The organism is Mesorhizobium sp. M0633 (genome assembly GCF_040320645.1).
Taxonomy (GTDB): domain Bacteria; phylum Pseudomonadota; class Alphaproteobacteria; order Rhizobiales; family Rhizobiaceae; genus Mesorhizobium.
This window is the reverse complement of sequence record NZ_JAMYQC010000005.1, coordinates 149,778-172,367: the sequence shown is the minus strand read 5'-3', so window position 1 is coordinate 172,367 and position 22,590 is coordinate 149,778. Positions and strand designations below refer to the sequence as shown.

At 62.3% G+C, this 22,590-nt stretch carries 21 protein-coding genes; 6 read left to right on the top strand and 15 right to left on the bottom strand.

Annotation, left to right across the window (positions count from 1 at the left end):
- Positions 1-58 precede the first annotated feature (58 nt).
- Both NKI47_RS07310 and NKI47_RS07305 read right to left on the bottom strand, forming a co-directional pair.
- Positions 59-1,279 carry an acetate/propionate family kinase gene (locus NKI47_RS07310; RefSeq protein ID WP_352588788.1) on the bottom strand — a complete coding sequence of 407 codons (1,221 nt, stop codon included), beginning with the start codon at positions 1,277-1,279 and terminating at the stop codon, positions 59-61.
- Positions 1,237-3,648, bottom strand: a complete 2,412-nt coding sequence (locus tag NKI47_RS07305; protein WP_352588785.1) for a phosphoketolase family protein — start codon at positions 3,646-3,648, stop codon at positions 1,237-1,239. The genes NKI47_RS07310 and NKI47_RS07305 overlap by 43 nt, the downstream gene beginning before the upstream one ends.
- Before the next feature lie 302 nt (positions 3,649-3,950).
- On the opposite strand from NKI47_RS07305, the gene NKI47_RS07300 reads away from it, so the two are divergent.
- The gene (locus tag NKI47_RS07300) at positions 3,951-5,951 is read left to right on the top strand and encodes a protein-L-isoaspartate(D-aspartate) O-methyltransferase (RefSeq protein ID WP_352588783.1); all 2,001 of its coding nucleotides are present in this window, start codon (positions 3,951-3,953) and stop codon (positions 5,949-5,951) included.
- 48 nt (positions 5,952-5,999) lie between these two features.
- Entirely contained in the window at positions 6,000-6,245 is a 246-nt protein-coding gene (locus NKI47_RS07295; RefSeq protein ID WP_352571849.1) for a hypothetical protein, read from the top strand.
- Positions 6,246-6,357: 112 nt separating this feature from the next.
- Here NKI47_RS07295 and NKI47_RS07290 read toward each other — a convergent pair whose 3' ends face one another.
- From NKI47_RS07290 to NKI47_RS07275, 4 genes are all read right to left on the bottom strand, one after another.
- A complete protein-coding gene (locus NKI47_RS07290) occupies positions 6,358-6,837 on the bottom strand; it encodes a DUF1772 domain-containing protein (protein ID WP_352588962.1) in 480 nt (159 codons plus the stop codon).
- Between the two features lie 116 nt (positions 6,838-6,953).
- The gene (locus NKI47_RS07285) at positions 6,954-8,492 is read right to left on the bottom strand and encodes a SpoVR family protein (RefSeq protein ID WP_352588779.1); all 1,539 of its coding nucleotides are present in this window, start codon (positions 8,490-8,492) and stop codon (positions 6,954-6,956) included.
- Positions 8,492-9,814 carry a YeaH/YhbH family protein gene (locus tag NKI47_RS07280; RefSeq protein WP_023677060.1) on the bottom strand — a complete coding sequence of 441 codons (1,323 nt, stop codon included), beginning with the start codon at positions 9,812-9,814 and terminating at the stop codon, positions 8,492-8,494. The genes NKI47_RS07285 and NKI47_RS07280 overlap by 1 nt, the downstream gene beginning before the upstream one ends.
- Before the next feature lie 19 nt (positions 9,815-9,833).
- Complete coding sequence (locus NKI47_RS07275) at positions 9,834-11,783, bottom strand: PrkA family serine protein kinase (RefSeq protein WP_023677059.1); 1,950 nt, start codon at positions 11,781-11,783, stop codon at positions 9,834-9,836.
- Between the two features lie 271 nt (positions 11,784-12,054).
- On the opposite strand from NKI47_RS07275, the gene NKI47_RS07270 reads away from it, so the two are divergent.
- Positions 12,055-12,216 (top strand): hypothetical protein, encoded by a 162-nt coding sequence (locus tag NKI47_RS07270; RefSeq protein ID WP_023677058.1) that lies wholly within the window; start codon positions 12,055-12,057, stop codon positions 12,214-12,216.
- A 16-nt stretch (positions 12,217-12,232) separates the two neighbouring features.
- On the opposite strand, the gene ocd is transcribed toward NKI47_RS07270, so the two are convergent.
- Both ocd and rocF read right to left on the bottom strand, forming a co-directional pair.
- Positions 12,233-13,300, bottom strand: coding sequence for an ornithine cyclodeaminase (ocd, locus tag NKI47_RS07265; protein WP_352571844.1), 1,068 nt, complete (start codon positions 13,298-13,300; stop codon positions 12,233-12,235).
- A gap of 3 nt (positions 13,301-13,303) precedes the next feature.
- The gene (gene rocF, locus NKI47_RS07260; protein ID WP_352588776.1) at positions 13,304-14,224 is read right to left on the bottom strand and encodes an arginase; all 921 of its coding nucleotides are present in this window, start codon (positions 14,222-14,224) and stop codon (positions 13,304-13,306) included.
- 130 nt (positions 14,225-14,354) lie between these two features.
- On the opposite strand from rocF, the gene NKI47_RS07255 reads away from it, so the two are divergent.
- Together NKI47_RS07255 and NKI47_RS07250 are read left to right on the top strand one after the other, a co-directional pair.
- Positions 14,355-14,792, top strand: a complete 438-nt coding sequence (locus tag NKI47_RS07255; RefSeq protein ID WP_352588773.1) for an Lrp/AsnC family transcriptional regulator — start codon at positions 14,355-14,357, stop codon at positions 14,790-14,792.
- 208 nt (positions 14,793-15,000) lie between these two features.
- Positions 15,001-15,324, top strand: coding sequence for a hypothetical protein (locus tag NKI47_RS07250; RefSeq protein WP_352588770.1), 324 nt, complete (start codon positions 15,001-15,003; stop codon positions 15,322-15,324).
- Positions 15,325-15,365: 41 nt separating this feature from the next.
- Here the strand turns inward: NKI47_RS07250 and NKI47_RS07245 are convergent, their stop codons facing one another.
- From NKI47_RS07245 to NKI47_RS07235, 3 genes are all read right to left on the bottom strand, one after another.
- On the bottom strand, positions 15,366-15,587 hold the full coding sequence (locus NKI47_RS07245) for a hypothetical protein (protein WP_352588767.1): 222 nt from the start codon (positions 15,585-15,587) through the stop codon (positions 15,366-15,368).
- 146 nt (positions 15,588-15,733) lie between these two features.
- Positions 15,734-15,994 carry a SpoIIAA family protein gene (locus NKI47_RS07240; RefSeq protein WP_352588764.1) on the bottom strand — a complete coding sequence of 87 codons (261 nt, stop codon included), beginning with the start codon at positions 15,992-15,994 and terminating at the stop codon, positions 15,734-15,736.
- Positions 15,995-16,092: 98 nt separating this feature from the next.
- Complete coding sequence (locus NKI47_RS07235) at positions 16,093-17,274, bottom strand: DUF3182 family protein (RefSeq protein WP_352588761.1); 1,182 nt, start codon at positions 17,272-17,274, stop codon at positions 16,093-16,095.
- A gap of 131 nt (positions 17,275-17,405) precedes the next feature.
- Here NKI47_RS07235 and NKI47_RS07230 point away from each other — a divergent pair, with 131 nt between their 5' ends.
- Positions 17,406-17,909, top strand: a complete 504-nt coding sequence (locus NKI47_RS07230; protein WP_352588960.1) for a YbhB/YbcL family Raf kinase inhibitor-like protein — start codon at positions 17,406-17,408, stop codon at positions 17,907-17,909.
- A 153-nt stretch (positions 17,910-18,062) separates the two neighbouring features.
- Here the strand turns inward: NKI47_RS07230 and cyoD are convergent, their stop codons facing one another.
- The 4 genes from cyoD to cyoA are packed head-to-tail and all read right to left on the bottom strand — an operon-like array spanning position 18,063 to position 22,067.
- Positions 18,063-18,491, bottom strand: a complete 429-nt coding sequence (gene cyoD / locus NKI47_RS07225) for a cytochrome o ubiquinol oxidase subunit IV (protein ID WP_023677049.1) — start codon at positions 18,489-18,491, stop codon at positions 18,063-18,065.
- Positions 18,488-19,138: a cytochrome o ubiquinol oxidase subunit III gene (gene cyoC / locus NKI47_RS07220; protein WP_023677048.1), complete on the bottom strand. Its 651-nt coding sequence runs from the start codon at positions 19,136-19,138 to the stop codon at positions 18,488-18,490. The genes cyoD and cyoC overlap by 4 nt, the downstream gene beginning before the upstream one ends.
- Positions 19,135-21,141, bottom strand: coding sequence for a cytochrome o ubiquinol oxidase subunit I (gene cyoB, locus NKI47_RS07215; protein ID WP_023677047.1), 2,007 nt, complete (start codon positions 21,139-21,141; stop codon positions 19,135-19,137). Before cyoB ends, cyoC begins: the two co-directional genes overlap by 4 nt.
- A 2-nt stretch (positions 21,142-21,143) precedes the next feature.
- Entirely contained in the window at positions 21,144-22,067 is a 924-nt protein-coding gene (gene cyoA, locus NKI47_RS07210; RefSeq protein ID WP_352588758.1) for a ubiquinol oxidase subunit II, read from the bottom strand.
- Between the last annotated feature and the right edge of the window lie 523 nt (positions 22,068-22,590).

Genomic DNA, 22,590 nt, shown 5'->3' with positions numbered 1-22,590 from the left:
GCGGCCGCCCTCGCGACGTAGCCGGTCGAGCAAGCGCCGCCATTCGAGGCCATCCGCCTCAGCCGGGCCCCTCCATCACCTTGCGCGTGTGGCGGGCGATGACCCCTTCTTCGTCGGTCGCGACGATGCGGACTTCCACCTTGCTCTCCGCCTGGCTCATCAGCGCGGCATGAGAGCTATTGGCGGCCTCGTTGATCGCCACGCCGAGCCAGCCAAGCCTGTCGCAAATCGCTTTGCGGGCCGGGGCAGAGTGCTCGCCGATGCCGCCGGTGAACACCAGGCATTCCAGCCCGCCCAGCGTGTTGGCGAGGGCGGCAACTTCCCTGGCAGCGCGGAAGGCGAAAAGCTCCACCGCTTCGCGAGCCCGGCGGTCGTCGCTGGCCTCCAGCGTGCGCATGTCGCCGGAAATGCCGGACACGCCGAGCAGCCCGGATTCCTCATAGAGCATGTGCTGCAGCGCCTCTCCCGAAACGCCTCTTTCCAGCAGCAGGTACAAAAGCACGCCCGGATCGATGGCGCCGCAGCGCGTGCCCATGACCAAGCCGTCAAGCGCCGAAAAGCCCATCGTCGTATCGACGCTGCGCCCGTCGCGCATGGCGCACAGGCTCGCCCCATTGCCGAGATGGGCGACGATCGTGCGCTTCGCCACCACATCGGGCGATATCTGCTTGAGCCGGCCGGCGATATATTCGTAGGAAAGCCCGTGAAAGCCGTAGCGGTGGATGCCGTCTGCCTCATAGCGGCGCGGCAGCGCGAAACGGCTGACCAGAGGCTCGATGGTCCGATGGAAGGCGGTGTCAAAGCATCCGACCTGCGGCAGGTCGGGCCGCAGCGCGGCAAGCGCCCGGATCGGCGCGAGGCTGCGCGGCTGGTGCAGTGGCGCAAGCGGCGTCAGCCTGTCGAGAGCCTCGATAATTGTCGGCGTCAGGCGGACAGGTTCGACGAACTCGCGCCCGCCATGGACGATGCGATGGCCGGCGGCGATCAATTTCCTTCCGCCAAGTTCGTTCTCGATCCATTGCAGCATCTGGCCGATGCCCATGTCGCGTGATGCGGCCGCGGCAAGTGGCCGATCGCACTGCAGCTCCCCATCGGCGGCTTTCGCGGTCAGCCTTGGCGCATCGCCCAGATCCAGCGAACCGCGCGAGGCAAGATCCAGTTCGGCGGACGCTTCAAGATCGTAAAGCCCGAACTTGATGCTGGAAGAGCCGGCATTCAGCGCGAGGATCGAGCGCATCAATCGCCGGCCCTCGTTGCCGTGTCTTGCGGCCAGCTCCATTTCTGGATCTCGGGCATGTCCTCGCCATGTTCGCGGACATAGGCCTTGTGCTCAGCCAATTTCCCGTGCAACGCCGCGGCAAGATCCTTCGCCCGCTCGGCCAGCCCCGGCACGCGCGCGATCGCGGCGAGCGCCAGATGATAGCGGTCGAGCTGGTTGAGCACCACCATATCGAACGGCGTCGTCGTCGTGCCTTCCTCGCGAAAGCCGTGCACATGCATGTTGTCGTGGTTGGCGCGCCGGTAAGTCAGACGGTGAATGAGATAGGGATAGCCGTGATAGGCGAAGATGACCGGCTTGGCCCTGGTGAACAGTGCGTCGAACCTGTCATCGGCAAAGCCATGCGGATGCTCGGAATTCGACTGCAAAATCATCAGGTCGACGACATTGACGACGCGGATATTCAGGTCCGGAATGCCCGAGCGCAGGATATCGGCTGCAGCCAGCGTCTCCAGCGTCGGCACGTCGCCGGCGCAGGCCAGGACCACATCCGGATCTTCGCCCTTGGCAACCGTCCCGGCCCATTCCCAGATGCCGGCGCCGGCCTTGCAGTGTGCTTCCGCGTCTTCGGCGGACAGCCATTGCGGCGCCGGCTGCTTGCCGGCGACGATGACGTTGATGCGGTTGTAGGTTTTCAGGCAATGGTCGGTGATCCACAGCAGCGTGTTGGCGTCGGGCGGGAAATAGAGCCTGACCGTGTCGGCCTTCTTGTTGGCGACGAAATCGGCAAAGCCTGGGTCCTGATGGCTGAAGCCGTTGTGATCCTGTCGCCAGACATGCGAGGTCAGCAGGTAGTTGAGCGAGGCGATCGGCTTGCGCCAGGCAAGTTCGCCGGAGGTCTTCAGCCATTTGGCGTGCTGGTTGACCATGGAATCGATGATGTGGACGAACGCCTCGTAGCACGAGAACAGGCCGTGGCGGCCGGTCAGCAGATAGCCCTCCAGCCAGCCTTGGCAAAGATGCTCGCTGAGCACTTCCATGACGCGGCCGTCACGGGAAAGATGGACGTCGTAAGGCTCGATCCGCTCCATCCAGACCCGATCCGTAACCTCGAACACGTCGTCGAGGCGGTTGGAGGACGTCTCGTCGGGTCCCATCAGCCGGAAATTCCTGGCCTCGGCGTTCAAGCGGATCACATCGCGAAGATAGCTGCCGACGGTCCGCGTCGCCTCCCCGACAGTGCCGCCCGGACGCGGTACGTCGAGCGCGAGGCCTTTCCAATCGGGAAGCACGAGGTCTTGTTTCAGCAGGCCGCCATTGGCGTAGGGGATTGCGCCCATGCGTCTTGACCCTGTCGGTGCCAGCGCCGCGAGCTCCGCCAGGAGATGCCCGCGTTCGTCGAACAGCGTCTTCGGTTCGTAGCTGCGCATCCAGTCTTCGAGGATCTGCCGGTGCGCCGCATCGCCTCGTGCGTTCGACACCGGGACCTGGTGCGAGCGCCAGAAATCCTCGACCTTCTTGCCGTCGACCTCTTTCGGCCCGGTCCAGCCCTTTGGGCTGCGCAGCACGATCATCGGCCACAGCGGCCGCTCTCCCTTCCATCCCGCGGCTCTTGCAGGCTCCTGGATGGAGTGGATCCGGTCGAGCACGGTATCGAGCGTGCGGGCCATCTCCCGATGCATCGGGGCAGGCTCATGGCCTTCCACGAAAAAGGTTTCGTAGCCATAGCCGAGGAACAGGCTGCGCAACGCCTCGTCTTCCATGCGGCCGAGGATCGTCGGGCTGGCGATCTTGTAGCCGTTGAGATGCAGGATCGGCAGGACGGCACCGTCGGATGCCGGGTTCAGGAACTTGTTGGAATGCCAGGCCGCGGCGAGCGGGCCGGTCTCGGCTTCGCCGTCGCCGACGACGCAGGCAACCACAAGGTTCGGATTGTCGAAGGCGGCGCCGAAGGCATGGACCAGCGCATAGCCGAGCTCTCCGCCTTCGTGGATCGAGCCGGGTGTCTCCGGAGCCGCGTGGCTCGGCACTCCGCCGGGAAACGAGAACCGCCGGAACAGCTTGCGCAGGCCGTCTTCGTCCCCGCCGACCTCGGGATAGATTTCGCTGTAGGTGCCCTCGAGCCAGGTGTTCGCGACCATTGCCGGGCCGCCGTGACCCGGCCCGCAGATGAACAGGACATCGAGACCACGTTCACGGATGATCCGGTTCAGATGCACATAGATGAAATTGAGGCCGGGCGTCGTGCCCCAATGGCCGAGCAGCCGTGGCTTGATGTGCTCGGGCCGCAAGGGCTCGCGCAAGAGCGGATTGTCGAGCAGATAGATCTGGCCAACCGAAATGTAGTTCGCGGCGCGCCAGTAGCGGTCCATCAGATCGACCTGGTCAAGGCCGGTCGTGTGCGCAGCGGTGCGAGCCTCGTCGTTCATGGAAATGCCTCCGGAATACCCTCGTCCGTCGTTATCTGGAGTGGCGCCGCGTCGGAGAAAGGATTTGCCTCGAAATAAGTTTGGGCGGCGTGGCTAGCGCCCGCTTGCCGATCCTGCAACCCGCCTCGCCACACAAAAGCGGGTCGGTCTTTTGGGGAACCTCGGGGCTTGCTAACGGTTAGGGAGATGCACCGCATTGCTTGAATCCAAGGGGACTGCCGAGGCCCTGAGATACGAGCCGGCCGAGGTGGCGTTGAGCAGCTTGGGCGATTGTAGCGGAGGCCCATAGGAGGAGCAAAAAGATGCTCGATCTCTCCCATGCCCGCAACCAAATGGTCGACATCCACTTGAGCCGCCGTGGCATTCGCGACCGCAATGTCCTTCAGGCGATGCGCGAGGTCCCGCGCGAGGCTTTCGTCGAGCCTGGTTTCGAAGAATTCGCCTATGAGGACGGGCCGCTGCCGATCGCCGAAGGTCAGACGATATCGCAGCCCTATATCGTTGCATTCATGATCGAAATGGCGGAGATCGGAGCCGGCGACCACGTCCTAGAGGTCGGCACCGGATCAGGCTATGCGGCTGCCGTAATGAGCCGTATCGTCGAACGCGTCTACACGATCGAGCGCCACGCCGCGTTGGCCGAAACGGCCAGGCAGCGGTTCAAAAAGCTTGGCTATGACAATATCGAAGTCCGCACCGGCGATGGCACCAAGGGCTGGCCAGAGGCGGCACCCTTCGATGCGATCCTGGTTGCGGCCGCTGGCCCCGGCGCGCCGCTCGCCCTGCAGGAACAGCTCGACGTCGCCGGCCGGCTTGTCATCCCGGTCGGCGATGAATTCGACTCGCAGCGCCTGCTCAAGGTCACCCGCACCGGCGCAGCAACTTACACCGAGGAGGATTTCGGCGGCGTGCGGTTTGTTCCGCTGATCGGCGAGCAAGGCTGGGGCGAGCCAGGCAGCGACAGCCAAATAGCGGCCGATCTTCCGCACCGGCATCAGCGCAGGAGCAGCCTGCCGCAGATGATAGCGGCCGCCGCCGAACCGCTTCCGGATTTCGACGATCCGGCCTTCGGTGCGCTGTTCGACCGGTTTGCCGACCGCCGCGTCGTCTTGCTCGGCGAAGCCAGCCACGGCACATCTGAGTTCTATCGCGCGCGCGCGGCGATCACTCGCACGCTGATCGAGAAGCATGGCTTCACCATCGTCGCGGTCGAGGCCGACTGGCCCGATGCCGCGGCGATCGACCGCTACGTCCGCCATCGGTCGCCGCGGCCCGGCGCAGATCCGCCGTTCCAGCGCTTTCCCACCTGGATGTGGCGCAACACCGACGTCGCGGCGTTCGTCGACTGGATGCGAGAGCATAATGAGCGGATCAGGCTATCCTCCCGGCGAGCCGGGTTCTATGGCCTTGACATCTACAATATGGGCGGATCGATCGCGGCGGTCCTGCAATATCTAGACCGGGTCGACCCACAGGCCGCAAGGATCGCACGCGAACGCTACGGCTGCTTGACGCCGTGGCAGAACGACCCGGCCACCTATGGCCGTGTCGCACTCACCTCCGGCTACCAGAAATGCGAGAAGGCCGTGCTCGAGCAATGCCGGGAACTGCTTTCCAGAGAGCTCGACTACGCGCAGCAGGACGGCATCGATTTCCTCGACGCCACCCAGAACGCCCGCCTGGTCGCCTCCGCCGAGCGCTATTACCGCACCATGTATTACGGCGGCGCGCAATCCTGGAACCTGCGCGACACCCATATGTTCGAAACGCTGGAGCACCTGCTGCAGGCCCGCGGCCCGAACGCCAAGGCGGTGGTGTGGGCACATAATTCCCATATCGGCGATGCCCGCTACACCGAGATGGGGATCGTCAGGGACGAAGTGAACATCGGCCAGCTCTGCCGCCAGCGTTTTGGCAACGAGGTTGCCTTGATCGGGCTCAGTACGCATTCCGGGACGGTGGCCGCCGCCACCGACTGGGACGGCGACATGGAAGTGAAACCGGTTCGGCCTTCCCACAACGACAGCTATGAGCGGCTTTGCCACGACAGCGGCGTCTCGCCTTTCCTGCTCGATTTCGAGCGCGACGACACGCTGCGCGAACGGCTTCTGGAGCGCCGGCTGGAACGCTTTATCGGCGTCATCTACCGGCCCGAAACCGAGCTCCACAGCCATTATGCGGACGCCTCGCTCGCCCGCCAGTTCGATGCTTTCGTCTGGTTCGATGAAACCAGTGCCGTGACGCCGCTTGGGCCGGAACATGCGGGGACAGGCCTTCCCGAGACCTATCCTTTCGGGCTGTAGCGAATTTGGACCCTGGGAAAGCGGAAAATCAAAAGAAGGAGGTCACCGATGGCCGGAAAAAAGACTCATGAGCAGCAATTGCGCGTCATCGAAGAGCGCGAGAACACGAAAAACGCCGGCAAGGATTTCGACGCCGAAGCGGATTTGAAAAAGACCAGGCAAGAGCGCGAGGCGTTCCGGCGCGGTGCCGAGCTCAGATCGGACCCGAAGGATATTGCCGATCCCGACGACCGCAACATCATCCGCGGCGAGCACCAGGAAAGCGCCCACAACAAGCATCGCGCCGACCGCTGAAACGGCAGGATCGCTTGACGTTAAGATAGTACGCCGGTTCCGTTCCCTGATCTGACGGATGCAGCGTTCGTGGCCGCAAGTTGGCGGACGAGGGCCGTCTTGATCCCTGGCGCTATTCAGCAAAAAATGTCGCGGCGATAGCAATTGAGACGAGGCTCAGCATCGCCAGGCCTGCCCTGGCGACATGCGAAGCCTCCCAGACGTTGCGCAAGTCTCTCCAGTCGCCGGTCTGCTTTCGAGAGAACATTGAAAAAAAGGTCGCGGCTGATTGCGGCATGGCAACGTCTTGCACCCAGAAATTATTGACGGGATGCGTGATCAACCAATAGGTCGCATGTTCCGCCAGCAGGAAGGCGAGCGCCGCCAAGGTCCACCAGAATCGAGCGCTTGGATAAGGCGTCAGGTAGAGCATGATGGCGAGGGCAATGATGCCGCCGATCTCGGCAAAGCCGCCGATCGTGAAGCCGGGATAATAGATCGCCTGCACTGATCTGTAGGTGGCCTCCTTGAGGCGCAACTTGCCGGGCAATTCCAGTGCGTGCGCAAGTGAGAGCGCCATCGTGACAGCGACCAGAAGGACGGTGGCGATCATCAATGCGCGCATGTTCCTGCTCCCTGAATGATGCCCTCGTGGCGCGCGCGTACTTAGGGTGGTTGGTGATCCGGTAAAGGCAACGACACCCGACTTCGCCGGCAAGTCCGGTTCGGTCATTCCCCGATCTGGCTGGTCGACCGTTCGTGGACTGTGGCGCCGGTCTGTGCGTCGACCGCAGCCATGCTGACCTCGTAGCCCCAGAGCTTGCGGATATGGCGCAGCGTGGCGTCGCGGCTGCCGCCTTCCAGCACTATGCCGTCCTTGACCTTATGCTGCAGGCGCAGATGCCGATCGCCGAGCAGGTCCACGTCCACCACCTGGATGTCCGGCCGGCTGGCGCCGATGTCGTAGCTGTGGGCGAGTGCGGCGCGGATGCTCTCGTAGCCGCGCTCATTGTGTATCGAGGCGACTTCGTAGTGCGGATCGTTGGCCGCATCGGCAAGCACAAAGAACCGCCATTTCCGGATCAGGGTAGGGCTCAGATACTGGCGGATGAAGGACTCGTCGCGATGGTTGGCCCAGGCGTCCAGCAGGGTCTGGCGCCAGTCGCCATTGCCGGCGATATCGGGAAACCAGTCGCGGTCCTCGGCGGTCGGCGCGGTCGAGATGCGCTGGATGTCCTGCATCATGTCGAGGCCCAGCGCGTAAGGGTTGATGCCGGAAAAGCGCGGATCGTCGAAGCCCGGCTGGAAGATCACGTTCGAATGGTTGCGCAGCACTTCCAGCATGGCGCCTTCGCCGATCAGGCCGCGGTCGAACAAAAGGTTCATCAGCGTGTAATGCACGAAGGTGGCGCAGCCCTCGTTCATCACCTGCGTTTGGCGCTGCGGATAGAAATACTGCGCGATGACGCGGACAATCCGGATGACCTCACGCTGCCAGGGTTCCAGGATCAGGCTGTTCTTCTCCAGGAAATAAAGCAGGTTTTCCTCGGGCAGCTTGAGCGATCTTCTGCGCTCCGCCATTGTATCCGTCTCGCGGGGCTTGGTGCCGTCCTTCGAAGGCGGCAGCGTGCGCCATAGGTCATTGTAGGAACGCTCCTCGTATTCCAGGCGCTCGCGAACGCCCTCGCGCTGCTTTTCCGACGACAGTTTCGGCGGCCGGTGATATCTGAACACGCCCTGTTCCATCAGCGCATGTGCGGCATCGAGGATCTCTTCCACCGCATCGACGCCATGCCGCTCCTCGCAGCGGGAAATGTAGCCCTTGGCGAAGTCGAGATAGCTGAGGATGGCGCTGGCGTCCGTCCACTGCTGGAACAGATAATTGTTCTTGAAGAAATGGTTATGGCCGAGTGCCGCGTGCGCCGTCACCAGGGCCTGCAGAGCCATGGTGTTTTCCTCCATCAGATAGACGATGCAGGGATTGGAATTGATGACGAGTTCATAGGCGAGCCCCCGTCCGCCTTTGCGATAGAGCAATTCCTGGTAGAGGTAGTGCTTGCCGAACGACCAGTGCCGGTACATCAGCGGCATGCCGACAGAGGAATAGGCGTCGAGCATCTGTTCTGAGGAGATGATCTCCATCTGCACCGGATAGACGTCGAGGTGGAGCTCTTCCGTGGCGACCGCCTCGATGGTCTCGTAGGCACGCGACAGCGTCCTGAAATCCCAGTCGGAACCGGAAAACAGCAACCCGGATTTGCTCGCCATCAGCCCCCTCTTTCAGCGCTCTTTTGATAACCCGGCTGTCTGGCGAAGAGCTGGCGGAAAACCGGGTAGATGTCGGCCGCCGTGGCGATGCGGCTCATCTGGAAGTTCGACCATCTCAGCTTGACCGCACTGTAGGCACGCCACAGCGACGTGCCGTTGTCGGTGGCGCCGAAGATGTGGCTCTCACGCTCGTCGAGGATCTCGACATAGGCGAAATACTGGCAAAGCCGCATGATCTGTTCGTCGAGCAAGGCGATGCAGCGCTCGGAATCGGTGACGAAATTGTCGCCGTCCGAGGCCTGGGCGACATAGATGTTCCATTCGCGGCTGGGATAGCGTTGCTCGACGATGCGGTGCATCTCCTCGAGCGCCGTGGAAACCACCGTGCCGCCGCTCTGGGTGTTGTAGAAGAAGGTTTCCTCGTCCACCTCCTGCGCCTCGTGCGTGTGGCGGATGAAGACCACCTCGGTGCGGTCATAGCGCCGTTTCAGGAACAGGTGCAGCAGCACGAAAAAGCGCTTGGCCAGATCTTTCTCGCGTTCGCCCATCGAACCGGACACGTCCATCAGGCAGAACATCACCGCATTGGCGTTCGGCACCGGCTGGGCGTCGAAGCGGTTGAAGCGGATATCGACCGGATCGACAAAGGCGATCCGCTTGCGGCGGCGCTCCAGCCGCTCAAGCTCTTCCTGCAGCGCCACGATGCGCTGCCGCATCTCGGCGTTTTGCGGCTTCGTCTCCAGCGTCGCGATCTCCTGCGCGACAGCGTCGACCGCCTCCTGCTTGGGGCGCCTGAGCGCTATGCGGCGGCCATGGCTGTTGCGCATCGTGCGCCCGACATTGATGTTGGTCGGCGAGCCGGTCGCGGCGAAGCCGGCCCGGCGCGGCTTGAAGGCGAGGATCTCCTTGAGGTTGAGCTTGACCATATCAGGCAGTTCGAGGTCTTCGAAAAAGAGGTCGAGCACCTCCTCGCGCGACAGCACGAAACGGAAATCGTCCTCCGATTCGGTTCTCCCCGGGGCGGATCCCATGCCGCCGCCCTGGCCGGGTTTAGGCAGCCGGTCGCCTCGGGCAAAATGCTTGTTGCCGGGCAGGACGTGCTGGCGGCTGCCGCTGTTCCGGGCATCCTTGAAGCTCGGCTCGCCGGTGCCTCGCGCCGGCATCGAAACGGCATGCTCGGCGTCCACGTCGGCGATCTTGCCGGTGCGGATCTGATCGCGGATGGTGCGCTTCAACTCTTCGCGCGCCCGCCGCAGGAAACGCTGCCGGTTGCCGAGGCTTTTGTCCTTCGGGTTCAGTCGGCGATCGATGAAGATCGGCATATGTTACCCCGGGCTGGCTTCAACCCGCCTTGTTCACCCGCATGTACCAGTCCACCAGCCGGCGGACCTGGCGCTCGGTGTAGCCGCGCTGGATCATCCGCTGCACGAATTCGGTATGCCGCTTCTCCGTCACGCTGTCCTGCTTGGAGCCGAAGCTGATCACCGGCAGCAGATCTTCGACCTGCCCGAACATCCGCTTCTCGATGACTTCGCGCAGCTTTTCGTAGCTTGTCCATGATGGGTTGCGGCCATGGTTTCTGGCCCGCGCGCGCAGCGTGAACTTCACCACTTCGTTGCGGAAGTCCTTGGGATTGGCGATGCCGGCCGGCTTTTCGACCTGCGACAGTTCGTTGTCCAGAACCTCGCGATTGAGGATCTGGCCGGTATCGGTATCCTTGTAGTCCTGATCCTCGATCCAGGCATCGGCATAGGCGATGTAGCGGTCGAACAGGTTCTGGCCGTATTCGCTATAGGATTCCAGATAAGCCTTCTGGATCTCGTGTCCGATGAACTCGGCATAACGGGTCGCCAGCTCCGACTTTATGAAATCGAGATAGTCCGCCTCTGTTTCCTTCGGGAACTGCTCGCGCTTGATCGCCTCTTCCAGGATGTACATCAGATGCACCGGATCGGCGGCCACCTCTTCGGTGTCGTAGTTGAAGGTCTGCGACAGGATCTTGAAGGCGAAGCGGGTGCTGACGCCGGTCATGCCTTCATCGACACCGGCCGCGTTTCGGTACTCCTGGACCGACTTCGCCTTGGGATCGGTTTCCTTGAGGTTCTCGCCGTCATAGACGCGCATCTTGGTGTAGAGCGGCGAATTGTCGTGTTCGGCCAGGCGGGTCGAAACGGTGAACCGGCTGAGGATATCGAGCACTTCCGGAGCGCAGGGGCTGGAGGCCAATTCGCTTTCGCGCAACAGCTTCTCGTAGATCTGCCGCTCTTCGGTGACCCGCAGGCAATACGGCACCTTGACCACCAGGATACGGTCGAGGAACGCCTCGTTGTTCTTGTTGTTCTTGAACTGCAGCCATTCCGATTCGTTGGAATGGGCAACGATGATGCCCTGATAGGGGAAAGCGCCGAAATTCTCGGTGCCGTTGTAGCTGCCTTCCTGGGTCGCGGTCAGCAGCGGATGCAGCACCTTGATCGGCGCCTTGAACATCTCGACGAATTCGAGCAGTCCTTGCGTGGTCCGGTTCAGGCCGCCGCTATAGGAATAGGCATCCGGATCGGACTGGCTGAAGTTTTCCAGCTGCCTGATGTCGACCTTGCCGACCAGGGCCGAAACGTCCTGGTTGTTCTCATCGCCCGGCTCGGTCTTGGCGATGCCGATCTGGCGAAGCCTGGACGGCATCAGCTTGACGACGCTGAATTTGGAGATGTCGCCGGACAATTCGTCGAGGCGCTTGGCCGCCCAGGGCGAGATCAGGCCGTTCAGCCGCCGCCGGGCGATGCCGTATTTATCCTCCAAAAGGTCGCCCATGCGGTCGGGGTCGAACAGCCCGAGCGGCGATTCGAACACCGGGCTGACCTGGCCGCCGACCTTCAGCGTATAGATCGGACGCTGCTCCATCAGCCTTTTCAGCTGCTCCGCAAGCGAGGACTTGCCGCCGCCGACCGGGCCGAGGAGATAGAGTATCTGCTTGCGTTCCTCGAGCCCTTGCGAGGCATAGCGGAAATAACCGGCGATACGCTCGATCGTATCCTCCATGCCGTAAAAGTCGGCGAAGGTCGGATAGATCTTGATCGTCCGGTTCGAAAAAATACGGCCAAGCCGCTCGTCCTTGCTGGTATCGACAAAGGTCGGCTCGCCAATCGCCTCGACCATCCGCTCGGGCGCCGAGGCGTACATCGACTTGTCCTCGCGGCAGGCAAGCAGATATTGCTGGAGGCTTATCTCCTCCTGCGCCGCATTCTTGTAAACCTCGGAAAACAGATCGAAGACGTCGGATTGATTCTCACGCATGGTATTCCTAGCCCCGGAGCCGGTGTGGCTGCACGTTTGTCTCTTGAACAACCAAATGTCGGAAAGCCCTTGTGGTTCCCTTCACTTTGCAGAGAGTGCCTGTGACCGAATGATAAGACTCTAGATAAGGGCATCCTGAGTGCAGACAAGGCGTGGAACCCCCCGCTCGAAGCATTAAATCCTGAATCGCGCCACGCCGTGCGGGCGACCTCCGATAAGACGGAGGAACGGTTCTGGTCCTTCCCGGTTGTGAAGGAAAGGAGACGGTTCGATGTTTGAGACTAGTTTGTGGTTGCTCGTTGTTGCAGGCGGTCCACTGCTGCTGGCAATCCTGATCGCCTACGCCCTGCTCACGCAGCGCCGTCGCGGCCCGGCGGAGCGCAGGGAAAGCGACCGCGCCACCGAGCGCCTCTACCAGGAAAAGAAGGACTGACCGACAGGATCGCAGCTCAGCTGCCGGCAACCGCCAGCCCGGCCACTTTTTCGGCGCGCAGCAGCATGCCGAACAGGTCACGCGGTTCATCGGGATCGGCCAGAAGGTCTAGTTCCTCGTAAAGGCCGGTCCGCTGAAGCTGATCGCGGACGTAGCGCAGCGCGGAAAAATCCTCGATCGCAAAGCCGACGGAATCAAACAGCGTGATCTGTCCGGCGTCCGTCCGGCCTGCTGCCTTTCCTGTCATCACCTGCCACAATTCGGTGATCGGATGGTCCGCATCGAGCTGCTGGCTCTCGCCTTCGATGCGCGTCTGCGGCGGATACTCGACGAAAATATTCGAGCGCAGCAGAATGTCGCGATGCAGCTCGGTCTTGCCCGGGCAGTCGCCGCCGACCGCGTTGATGTGCACGCCGGACCCGACCATGTTGTCGGTCAGGATTGTTGCCGACCGCTTGTCGGCGGTCACCGTGGTGATGATCTCTGCACCTTCGACGGCCTCCTGCGCCGACGCGCAGAGCTTGATGTCGAAACCCATGCCGGCAAGGTTCTTCATGCATTTGGTCGAGGCCGCCGGGTCGATATCGTAGAGGCGCAGCCTGTCGACGCCAAGCAGCGCCTTGAACGCAATGGCCTGAAATTCCGATTGCGCGCCATTGCCGATGATCGCCATGCACCGGGCGGCCTTGGGAGCGAGGTATTTCGCGGCAACCGCCGAGCTGGCCGCCGTTCGCAGGGCGGTCAGGATGGTCATTTCCGAAAGCAGCATCGGATAGCCGTTGCCGACATCGGCAAGCACGCCGAAAGCGGTCACGGTCTGACGGCCGTCACGCGTGTTCTTCGGATGCCCGTTGACATATTTGAAGCCGTAAAGCTGCCCGTCGCTGGTCGGCATCAGCTCAATGACGCCGTCAATGCTGTGCGAGGCGACGCGCGGCGTCTTGTCGAACAGCTCCCAACGCCTGAAATCCTCTTCGATATAGGCGGCAAGCTCGACCAGAAAGCGCTCGATGCCGATGGCAAGCACCAGCTTCATCATGCGGTCGACGCTGACGAAAGGAACGATGTTCAAATTGACCGTCATGGCTCAGAACCCCCTCGTCGGGCGATCCATGATCCGCCGGCCCATCAAGCTTGCGGTCAGGTCGACCAAAAGCGTGGCGGTGCGGCCGCGCTCGTCAAGAAAAGGGTTGAGCTCGACCAGGTCGAGACTGGTGACGAGGCCGCTGTCATGCAGCATTTCCATCGCCAGATGCGCCTCGCGGAAGGTGGCGCCGCCTGGGACGGTGGTGCCGACCGCCGGGGCGATCGACGGGTCGAGAAAATCGACGTCGAGGCTGACGTGGAGCATGCCGTTGGCGGCGCTCACCCGTTCGAGAAAGGCGCGAAGCAGTTGCGCGATGCCGTGCTCGTCGATCGAACGCATGTCGTGGACCGTCACGCCGGCTCTGCGCAATGCATCCCTTTCCGCCAGGTCCACGCTGCGGATCCCCAGCGCGCATATGCGAGCCGGCTCCACCTGCGCTGCAAGGCGGGGGAAATAGCCCTCGAAGCCGGGCTGCCCGCTGGCATAAGCCAGCGGCACACCATGCAAATTGCCGCTGGTCGTCGTGTCGAGCGTATGAAAATCGGGGTGCGCATCGAGCCACAGCACGAAGAGCGGCCGGCCGGCATTCGCCGCCCGGCGGGCAATGCCGGCGAGCGTGCCGGCCGAAATGCTGTGGTCGCCGCCGAGAAAGATCGGCATCGCATCGGCGCTCGCGGCATAGGCGGTTTCGCTGATTGCCGCCGTCCAGGCGGCGATTTCCGGCAGCGCCTTCACCGCCGCATTGCCGTGTACGACAGGGCGCATATCGGCAGGGACAATCGTTCCGAGGTCGGTCAGCGTATGGCCAAGCTCGGTCAGCGCGCCGGCCAGGCCGGCCGTGCGCAGCGCACTCGGCCCCATCTCGCAGCCCATCCTACCCGAGCCGGCCTGGATCGGTGCCCCAACGATTGTGCAATGCATTTGTCATACCCCACCGAATTACGATGCCTTTATTGAAGCGGGCATCGCTGGCAGAATGAACATGTCAAATTGGCAAATTTGTCGAAGTGCCTTACCATTGTGGCATCATCTACTTCCGTTGTGAGCAATCATGGACCAGCTCGACGAGCAGATCATCACCTCTTTGCGGCACGACGCCCGGCGCAGCATTTCCGATCTTGCCGTCAGCCTGGGTGTCTCCCGGGCAACGGTAAGGTCCCGGATCGAGCGACTTGAAAGGGACGGCGTCATCGTCGGCTACACCGTCATTCTGCGCGCCGACGCGGTCGATCAGCGCGTGCGTGGCATCATGATGATCGAGATCGAAGGCCACGCCGCCGATCGCGTCATTCGGGCGCTGGGCGGCTTCTCCGAGGTCTCGACCATCCACACCACCAATGGCCGCTGGGATCTGGTGATAGAACTCGGAACCCAGACCCTGAGCGAGTTCGATGCGGTGCTGAGACGTATCCGCCTGATCCCCGGAATTACCGGCAGCGAAACAAGCCTGCTCCTGGCAACGCCACGCACCACCAAGGCTCGGCTGTGACTTCGAGGAACTGCGCTTGACCTGCAGCGGTAACGAAATCCGCCAAGGAACCTTCAATTGTCGCCGCGGTTAGAGCAATTCCAGTAAAAGTGTGGAACGGTTTTCCGTTCGGAATTGCGTCAAAACGAAAAAATAGAGCGGTTCAGCGTTTCCGGGAAACGACGAACCGTTCTAGGCCCGGACAGGCCTCCTTCGAGGGAGAACAATCATGGCTCACGCCCAGCAGGAACTGGTCGAATTCGTTATCAGCAAAGCCTTCAACCCGGTCATGCGGGCCAAACCGGACGGAAAATCCGATGCCGAGCGCAAGACGCTCGAACATGTCCAGCAGGCCACGAAGACCGAGATTGAGCGCTATCGCCGTTACGGCTCGGCCGAGGAGGTCGCGACCAATTTCAAGCGCGACCTGAATTCCGACGCTGCCAAAAAGTTGCACGCCCAGCTGCGCCGACTGCATCTGCCGACGATCGAGGACATTCGTGACGACTTCGAGGACAAGGCCCGCAAGCTCGGGGTCAAGGCCTCGTCGTAGATCCGCGACCGATCGCCTCGGTGACGTCCGTCAGGCTGTCATCACAAACCGTCCTTGGTCGGAGGCCACCCTGACCGAACCGTCTCGGGGATGTTGTCCGACGTCAGATCGCCCCGATTGAGCTTTTCAATCGCTTCATCGGCTTCGCTTTCGTCGAGACCGGAAAGCGGCAATCCATCGACCACGACGGCTTCGTCGCTCTCGCTGTCATAGACCTCCCAGAGGCCTTCCGGATCCTGTCGTTTGTCGTAAACGGTTGGCATGGCCATTTCCGTAACCACTCCTGCAGGCAACGCCGCTATTGCACGCCCGCCACCCATTTCAGGGCCTGGGCCTTTTCGTCCTCCGGGAACACCCGCGCCTCGATTTGCGGAAACAGCGCGTCCGTCATTTCCGTGGCGGCCTTGATCTACTGCTTGTCGGAAATCACCGCGGCACGTTTGAAGCGGTGGAGCTCGCCAAGTTTGCTCAGCCCATACTGCAGGTCGCGCCGCAAGGCGCCAGCCGTCATGTCCTCGAAATCGGCAAGATCGGTCAGGACGCCGATGTCCTTGTGGTCGCTCAGTTTCGCTTCGATTGCCGGGATGACTTTGTCGTAGTCGTCCGCCGTCACGGTGCCGGTGACACGAAAGGCGGCTACGTTCTGGGGAGCGGAAATCATCTCGATCATTTTTTCCTCCGGTCTCTGACTTGCTGCCTGCCCGAAACAAACTCGGCCATTGGTGGATGTTCCCTGCCGGAGGCGTGCTTGACTTCAACCTGACATGGCTAGAATGACGATCGGCCGGCTTCCCCGATCGGCCCTCGGATCGCCTGGGTGACGACGGTATAACGCGTGATTTGACCCTCCTCGGGGTCCTCCCCGTGGAAGTGGATTGCTGCGTTCGGCGGCAGCCGCGCAGTGCTGCCGAACTGCTTGACGGCGGAGACATGCACGATCTGCATGTCGGGGTCGCGCTTCATGGCGTCCATCGCTGCCAGCTCGGCGCTGCTGCTGCCACCGATCCGCCAGCTGGCTTCCAGCACACCCGATCGCCAGATGCCCGAGGAATCGACACCTTGGCCGATGTCGTAGTTGCGCCGTGAGGCGAAAAATCCGGGATAACCATCCATCGCTGCGTCATAGGTTCTCGCCTGCGCCACGGCCAAACCCAGCGTCGGCGATAATCGCAGCTCATCCAGCGCCTCCCATCCGCCGCGCACGACGACCAGATCGGATCCGCCGTAAACGGGCTGTCCGTCGTTGTCGGTCGTCGTCCGCTGGGTGCCGTAATAGCTGATCGACAATTCGTCGATCATGGTTCTGCCAACGCTCAGCGTAACGATGTCGCGAAGCTGCGTTTCGAGAACAAGGCCGTATTCGCTTAGGTCAGAGGATGGATATTGGTCCAGCAGCCTTTCGACATCGCCGACCGTCGCGGCGGTGTGCTGGTCGCGGCCCCGCGAAGCGCGCGGTGGCTTGAACCGGACCAGCCCGAGCTCCAGCAGACGACGCGCTGCGCGCAGCGCGTCGTGGCGTGAAAATGCGGTGTAACCGGGCAGTACGGCCGCGGCGACGGCCCTGCCGAAGCCGGCGTGCCATTCTTTTGGCCGTGCCGCCGATCCGTCCACCAGCTCGTGGGTTATGGCCTTGGTGGTTGCGAGGCGCCAGGGCACCACACCGCCGAAGAGGTCGTCCGGCCCGTTTATGCCCAGTTGGAGCGCATCGACGGCAAGCAGGCTGTCGTCCGGCACGAAATACAGTCGGCCACTGTCACCGCCGCCGTCACGCAGGCCCTGGCGGAAGGCAAAGCCCTTCAACGCCGCAATCGTGCGCGCAACGGCAGCGACGGTTTCCCGCTCGTGGGTATAGATTGTCTCGCCGCCCGGCACGGAGAATGCGACCACAACACCTTTCGCCCCGCTTGGTTGCTTACCGCTTAGCCCGGTCATGTCGCGCCCTTCGTCCATTGCCGAGCCTCTTGCCGCCATTCCGCGGCGATGCGTCCGAACCGAAAAACCCGCTTCCTCGGCGAATGTTCCGGCCAACGGCCGGCTGCGGGTTTGACCAGGTGGCTGCCCGGAACATCGGTGGCTCGCGGTTGTTATGCGGGAACCTCAGCCAGGGAGATCGAGACCATGGCTTTCACGCTCAAAGCTCTGCCTTTGCCGATGGCGAAAAAATACCGCCGCGCTATTCCCGCGACGGCGGCAACGTCTCGCCGCCATTGGAGTGGACGGACGCGCCGCAAGGAACCAAAAGCTTCGTCCTGGCCGTCGAGGACCCCGACGCCCCTTCAGGCATGTTCCGTCATTGGGCGGTCTACGACATCGACGCACAGCGGAACTTTCTTCCCGAAGGCACGACCGCCGGCGCCAAGACCGAGAGCCTCGGACACGGCGTCAATGATTTCGGCAATCCTCATTATGACGGCCCCCAGCCGCCGCCTGGGCATGGGCTCCACCATTACCATTTCCGGCTTCTTGCGGTCGACGTCGAGACGCTGCGTCTCGACGAGAAGGCTGCCGTCGAAGACGTGCTGAAACAGGCCGCGCCGCACGTCGTGGGAGAGGCCGAGCTCGTCGGCACATTCGAACGGGCTTGAGACCGGAGCTCGCTGTCGCATGAACTGCGGCGAACGGCCGGAATAATCGCTAAAGCGCGTCGCGTTCGATCGGCCTCATGCGACGCGCTTTAGATTCTTGTTTTTACGCATGTCGTTATCACAAAACCGCTGCACACTTTTGCGCGACATGCATCAGCGGTTCATGTTCATGATCGCGTTCATCGGCATCAAATTGTGGTCGAGGTTGGCCATGATCCAGATCGAGCCGCCAATCACCAGAACTACGATCAGCACGCCGAAGGCAAGCGCTAGAGCGTTGTTGGTGTTGTCCGGCCCCGTCGTGATGTGCAGGAAGAAGACGAGATGCACGCCCATCTGGGCGATCGCAAGCACGACCAGCGCCACCGGAATGCCGGGTGCCCATATCAGGTTGGTTCCGAGCAACCAGAACGAGGCGATGGTCAACAGCGTTGCCAGCCCGAGGCCGATCACATAGCCGCGTAGCCCGGATCCGACTTCGGTGTCGCCGAGGTATTCGTCACCCGGCGCCGTATCGATGTCGTAGCGCTCCAGCCCATCGGTGTCGCGCCGTTGCGCGTGGCGATCGTCCGCATTGCTCATCGACTTGCTCCCAGGAGATAGACCACCGTGAACAGGGCGACCCAGATGATGTCGAGGGCGTGCCAGAACAGGCTGAAGCACATGAAACGCCGAAGAATATCGTCACGGAATCCCTTGGCGAAGATCTGCGCCATCATCGTGAGCAGCCACAGCAGCCCCGCCGTCACGTGAAGGCCATGGCATCCAACCAGCGTGAAGAACGCCGACAGGAAAGCACTGCGCGTCGGTCCGGCATCGCGGGCAACCATATGGGCGAACTCGCGCAACTCGAGCAGGATGAAGCTGGCGCCGAGCACGAAAGTGACAGCCATCGCGACATAGAACCAGGAGCTTCGCCGCGCTGTCACGGCGAGGCTGGCGAGACCGCAGGTAAAACTCGACAAAAGCAGGGCCGCCGTCTCGATCGCGACGTTGCGCAGGTCGAACAGCTCGGCCCCGCTTGGTCCGCCCGCCGTCTTGCCCGCCAGCACGGCGTAGGCCGCGAAGAAGGCCGAGAACATCACGATGTCGCTCAGGAGGAAGATCCAGAAGCCGTAGCCGACGACGATCCGGATCGGTGCCGGGCCGCCGTCGCCGTGGCCAGGTGCATGGCCGTGCCCGCCATGGAGGCGGTAAGGGTCACGCTCTCGAACATCGATCGCGGTCATGGCCTTGGCCCTGTGTAGGTAACCAGCGCCTCGCGGCGGGCACTTCGGTTGGCGCGGTCGATCCGGGCGACTTCGGCGGCAGGAATGACGTATTCGGGGATGTCGCGCCACGCGAATACGACGAAGGTGGCCAAAGCACCGAGAGCGCCGAGCGCCACCATCCACCAGATGTGCCAGATGAGGGCAAAACCCATTACGGTCGCAAAGAAGGCGCAGATGAACCCGGTGGGACTGTTGCGCGGCATCTCGATCGGCTCGTAGTCAGGCTCGTCGCGCAGCCGGTTTTGCTCGCGTGCCCGCTGCTTGATGCTCCAGTAGGGCTCTTCGCCCTCGACATGCGGAAGCGCGGCGAAGTTGAAGACCGGCGGCGGCGAGGGCGTGGCCCATTCCAGCGAGCGGCCGTCCCAGGGATCTCCGGTGGCGTCGCGAAGCGCCGCGCGCTGCCGGATGCTGACGACGAGCTGTACGATCTGCGCGACCACGCCGGCGGTAGTGATTAACATGCCGACGCCGGCAGCCAGCACCCAGGGATACCATGCCGACACGTCGAAATGCTGCATTCGGCGGGTCATGCCGAGCAGGCCAACAGCGTAGAGCGGCACGAAAGTGACGTAGAAGCCGATCAGAGTCAGCCAGAAGGCCAGCTTGCCCCAGCCCTCGTGCAGCCGGAAACCGAATGCCTTTGGAAACCAGTAGGTATATCCCGCGAAGGCGCCGAACAGCACACCGCCGATGATGACGTTGTGGAAATGCGCCACCAGGAACAGGCTGTTGTGGAGCAGGAAATCGGCCGGCGGCACGGCCAGCAACACGCCCGTCATACCGCCGATGACGAACGTCACCATAAAGCCCAGCGACCACAGCATTGGCGTCGCGAAGCGGATGCGGCCGCCATACATGGTGAACATCCAGTTGTAGATCTTCACGCCGGTACCGACAGCAATGATGCTGGTGGCGATGCCGAACGCGGCGTTGACGTCGGCGCCGGCGCCCATGGTGAAGAAGTGGTGCAGCCACACCATGAAGGAGACGATGCAGATGAAGAGCGTCGCGGCCACCATCGAGCGGTAGCCGAACAGCGGCTTGCTGGAGAAGGTGGAGATGACCTCCGAGAAGATGCCGAACGCCGGCAGGACGAGGATATAGACCTCGGGATGGCCCCAGGCCCAGATCAGGTTCACGAACATCAACATGTTGCCGCCGGCTTCATTGGTGAAGAAATGAAAGCCGAAATAGCGGTCGAGCGTCAGCATCGCGAGCGTGGCGGTGAGGATCGGGAAGGCGGCGACGATGAGCAGGCTGGCGGCGAGTGAGGTCCAGCAGAACATCGACATGCGCAGGTAGCTCATGCCGGGCGCCCGCATCTTCAGGATCGTGGTGACGAAATTGATCCCGGTGAGCAGCGTTCCGACGCCCGATATCTGCACCGCCCACAGATAATAGTCGACGCCGACGCCCGGTGAGTAGGCGGTCTCGCTGAGCGGCGGGTAGGGCAGCCATCCGGTACGGGCGAATTCTCCGATCACCAGCGAGATGTTGACCAGCAGCGCACCGGTGGCGGTGAGCCAGAAGCTCACCGAGTTGAGCGTCGGAAAGGCAACGTCGCGGACGCCGAGCTGCAGCGGCACGACCAGGTTCATCAGTCCGATGACGAACGGCATCGCCCCGAAAAAGATCATGATGGTGCCGTGGGCGGAAAAGACCTGGTTGAAGTGATCGGGCGGCAGATAGCCGGGCGCCTGGAAGGCGAGGGCTTGCTGGGACCGCATCATGACGGCGTCGCTGAAGCCGCGCAGCAGCATCAGCAGCGCCAGCAGCGTGTACATGACGCCGATCCGCTTGTGATCGACGCTGGTGATCCATTCGCGCCACAGATAGGGGAAATGGCCGGCCAGGAAGACCCAGGCCAGCACGCCGAGGATTGCCAGGGCGACGACCGCCGAGGCGATCATCGGCAGAGGCTGATCGAACGGAATGACGTCCCAGCTCAATTTTCCGAGCATTGTCAGCCTCCTGTCGTGGGCGATACGCTCGGCTCGAGGCGACCGGCCTGGGGACCGGGCGCGGGCGGAACGCCCTGCGTCGCGATTTCATGGAAAAGGTCCGGCTCGACCGAGCGATAGGTCGAAGGCGGCACGTCGATGCTCTGTCTGGCTAGTTCCTGGTAGCTGGCCTTGTCGAGTGCCTGTCCCTGGCTTCGCGCCGAATTGACGAACGCGTCGAAGGCATCCGCTGCGACGGCATGCAGCACGAATTGCATGCCTGGAAAACCGTCGCCGCTGAAATGGGCCGACCGCCCATAGAATTCGCCGGGCTGATCCGCCTGCAGGTGAAGCTGCGTCGTCATGCCGTTCATCGTATAGATCATGCCGCCGAGCTGAGGCACGAAGAACGCGTTCATGACGCTTGCCGAGGTAAGCGAGAAATGCACCGGCCTGCCCGCCGGCACCACGAGCTGGTTGATGCTCGCGACATTCTGCTCGGGGTAGATGAACAGCCATTTCCAGTCGAGCGAGACGACCTGCACCTCAAGCGGCTTTTGCTGCGAATCCAGCGGCTTCATTGGATCGAGGTCATGCGACCCGATCCAGATGATGCCGCTCAGAAACAGGATGACGAGGATGGGGATCGACCAGACCACCAGTTCGATGCGTCCGGAATAGGCCCATTCCGGCAGGTACCGTGCTCTTGTGTTGGTTTCCCGGAACCACCAGGCAAAGCCGAGCGTCGCCACGATCGTCGGGATGACGATGGCCAGCATTATAGCAACCGAATTGAGCAGGATCGCCCGCTGCGCCGCCCCCACCGGCCCTTGCGGATCGAGCACGCCGCCCTGGCAGCCGGCAAGCAGCCCGACCAGCAAAATCGTCGCGCCGAGGCAGCCAAGACGGATGGCGGCACAGTTTCGAACGATCACCCTCAGCAGCATGAGATCTCGCCGTTTCCTGAAAACCGATTGGAACGTTGCAGGCAGCGTGGCTGCCAACCCCGAATGTGCGCGCCGGTGTGCTCCTGGCGACAGTTTCTTCACGCACGCGGCTCCGGCTGGCAGAACCACATGCGGCGGACGTCATCGTTAAGCGGTCGACCTGTCGAGAACCCCTCCAAATCCTAACAAACCAGAGCCAAATCCTGAAAAACCAGAGCCAAATCTTAAGAAACCAGCGACAGGACCCAGATCGAAGTTATCGCCAGAAACGTGGCGAATGCCAAGGCGGTAAACCGGTTCATGGCCGCGCCCACCGTTGGTCCATTTAGTCCGCTCCCCGCGACTCGGCGCTGAATCCAGTGACGCATGATGCTGCTCAAGATGGCTGCGCCAACCGAACGAATGTTCGTCGCGAAAGTTCCCAAAAAGCCAGATCCATCGCAGCCTTTGGTTGCAGGCCGGCGGCAACGCGATGCGCACCAAGGATGATTGGGCGGCTTTCTCGCCAAACGGAAGCGAGGAC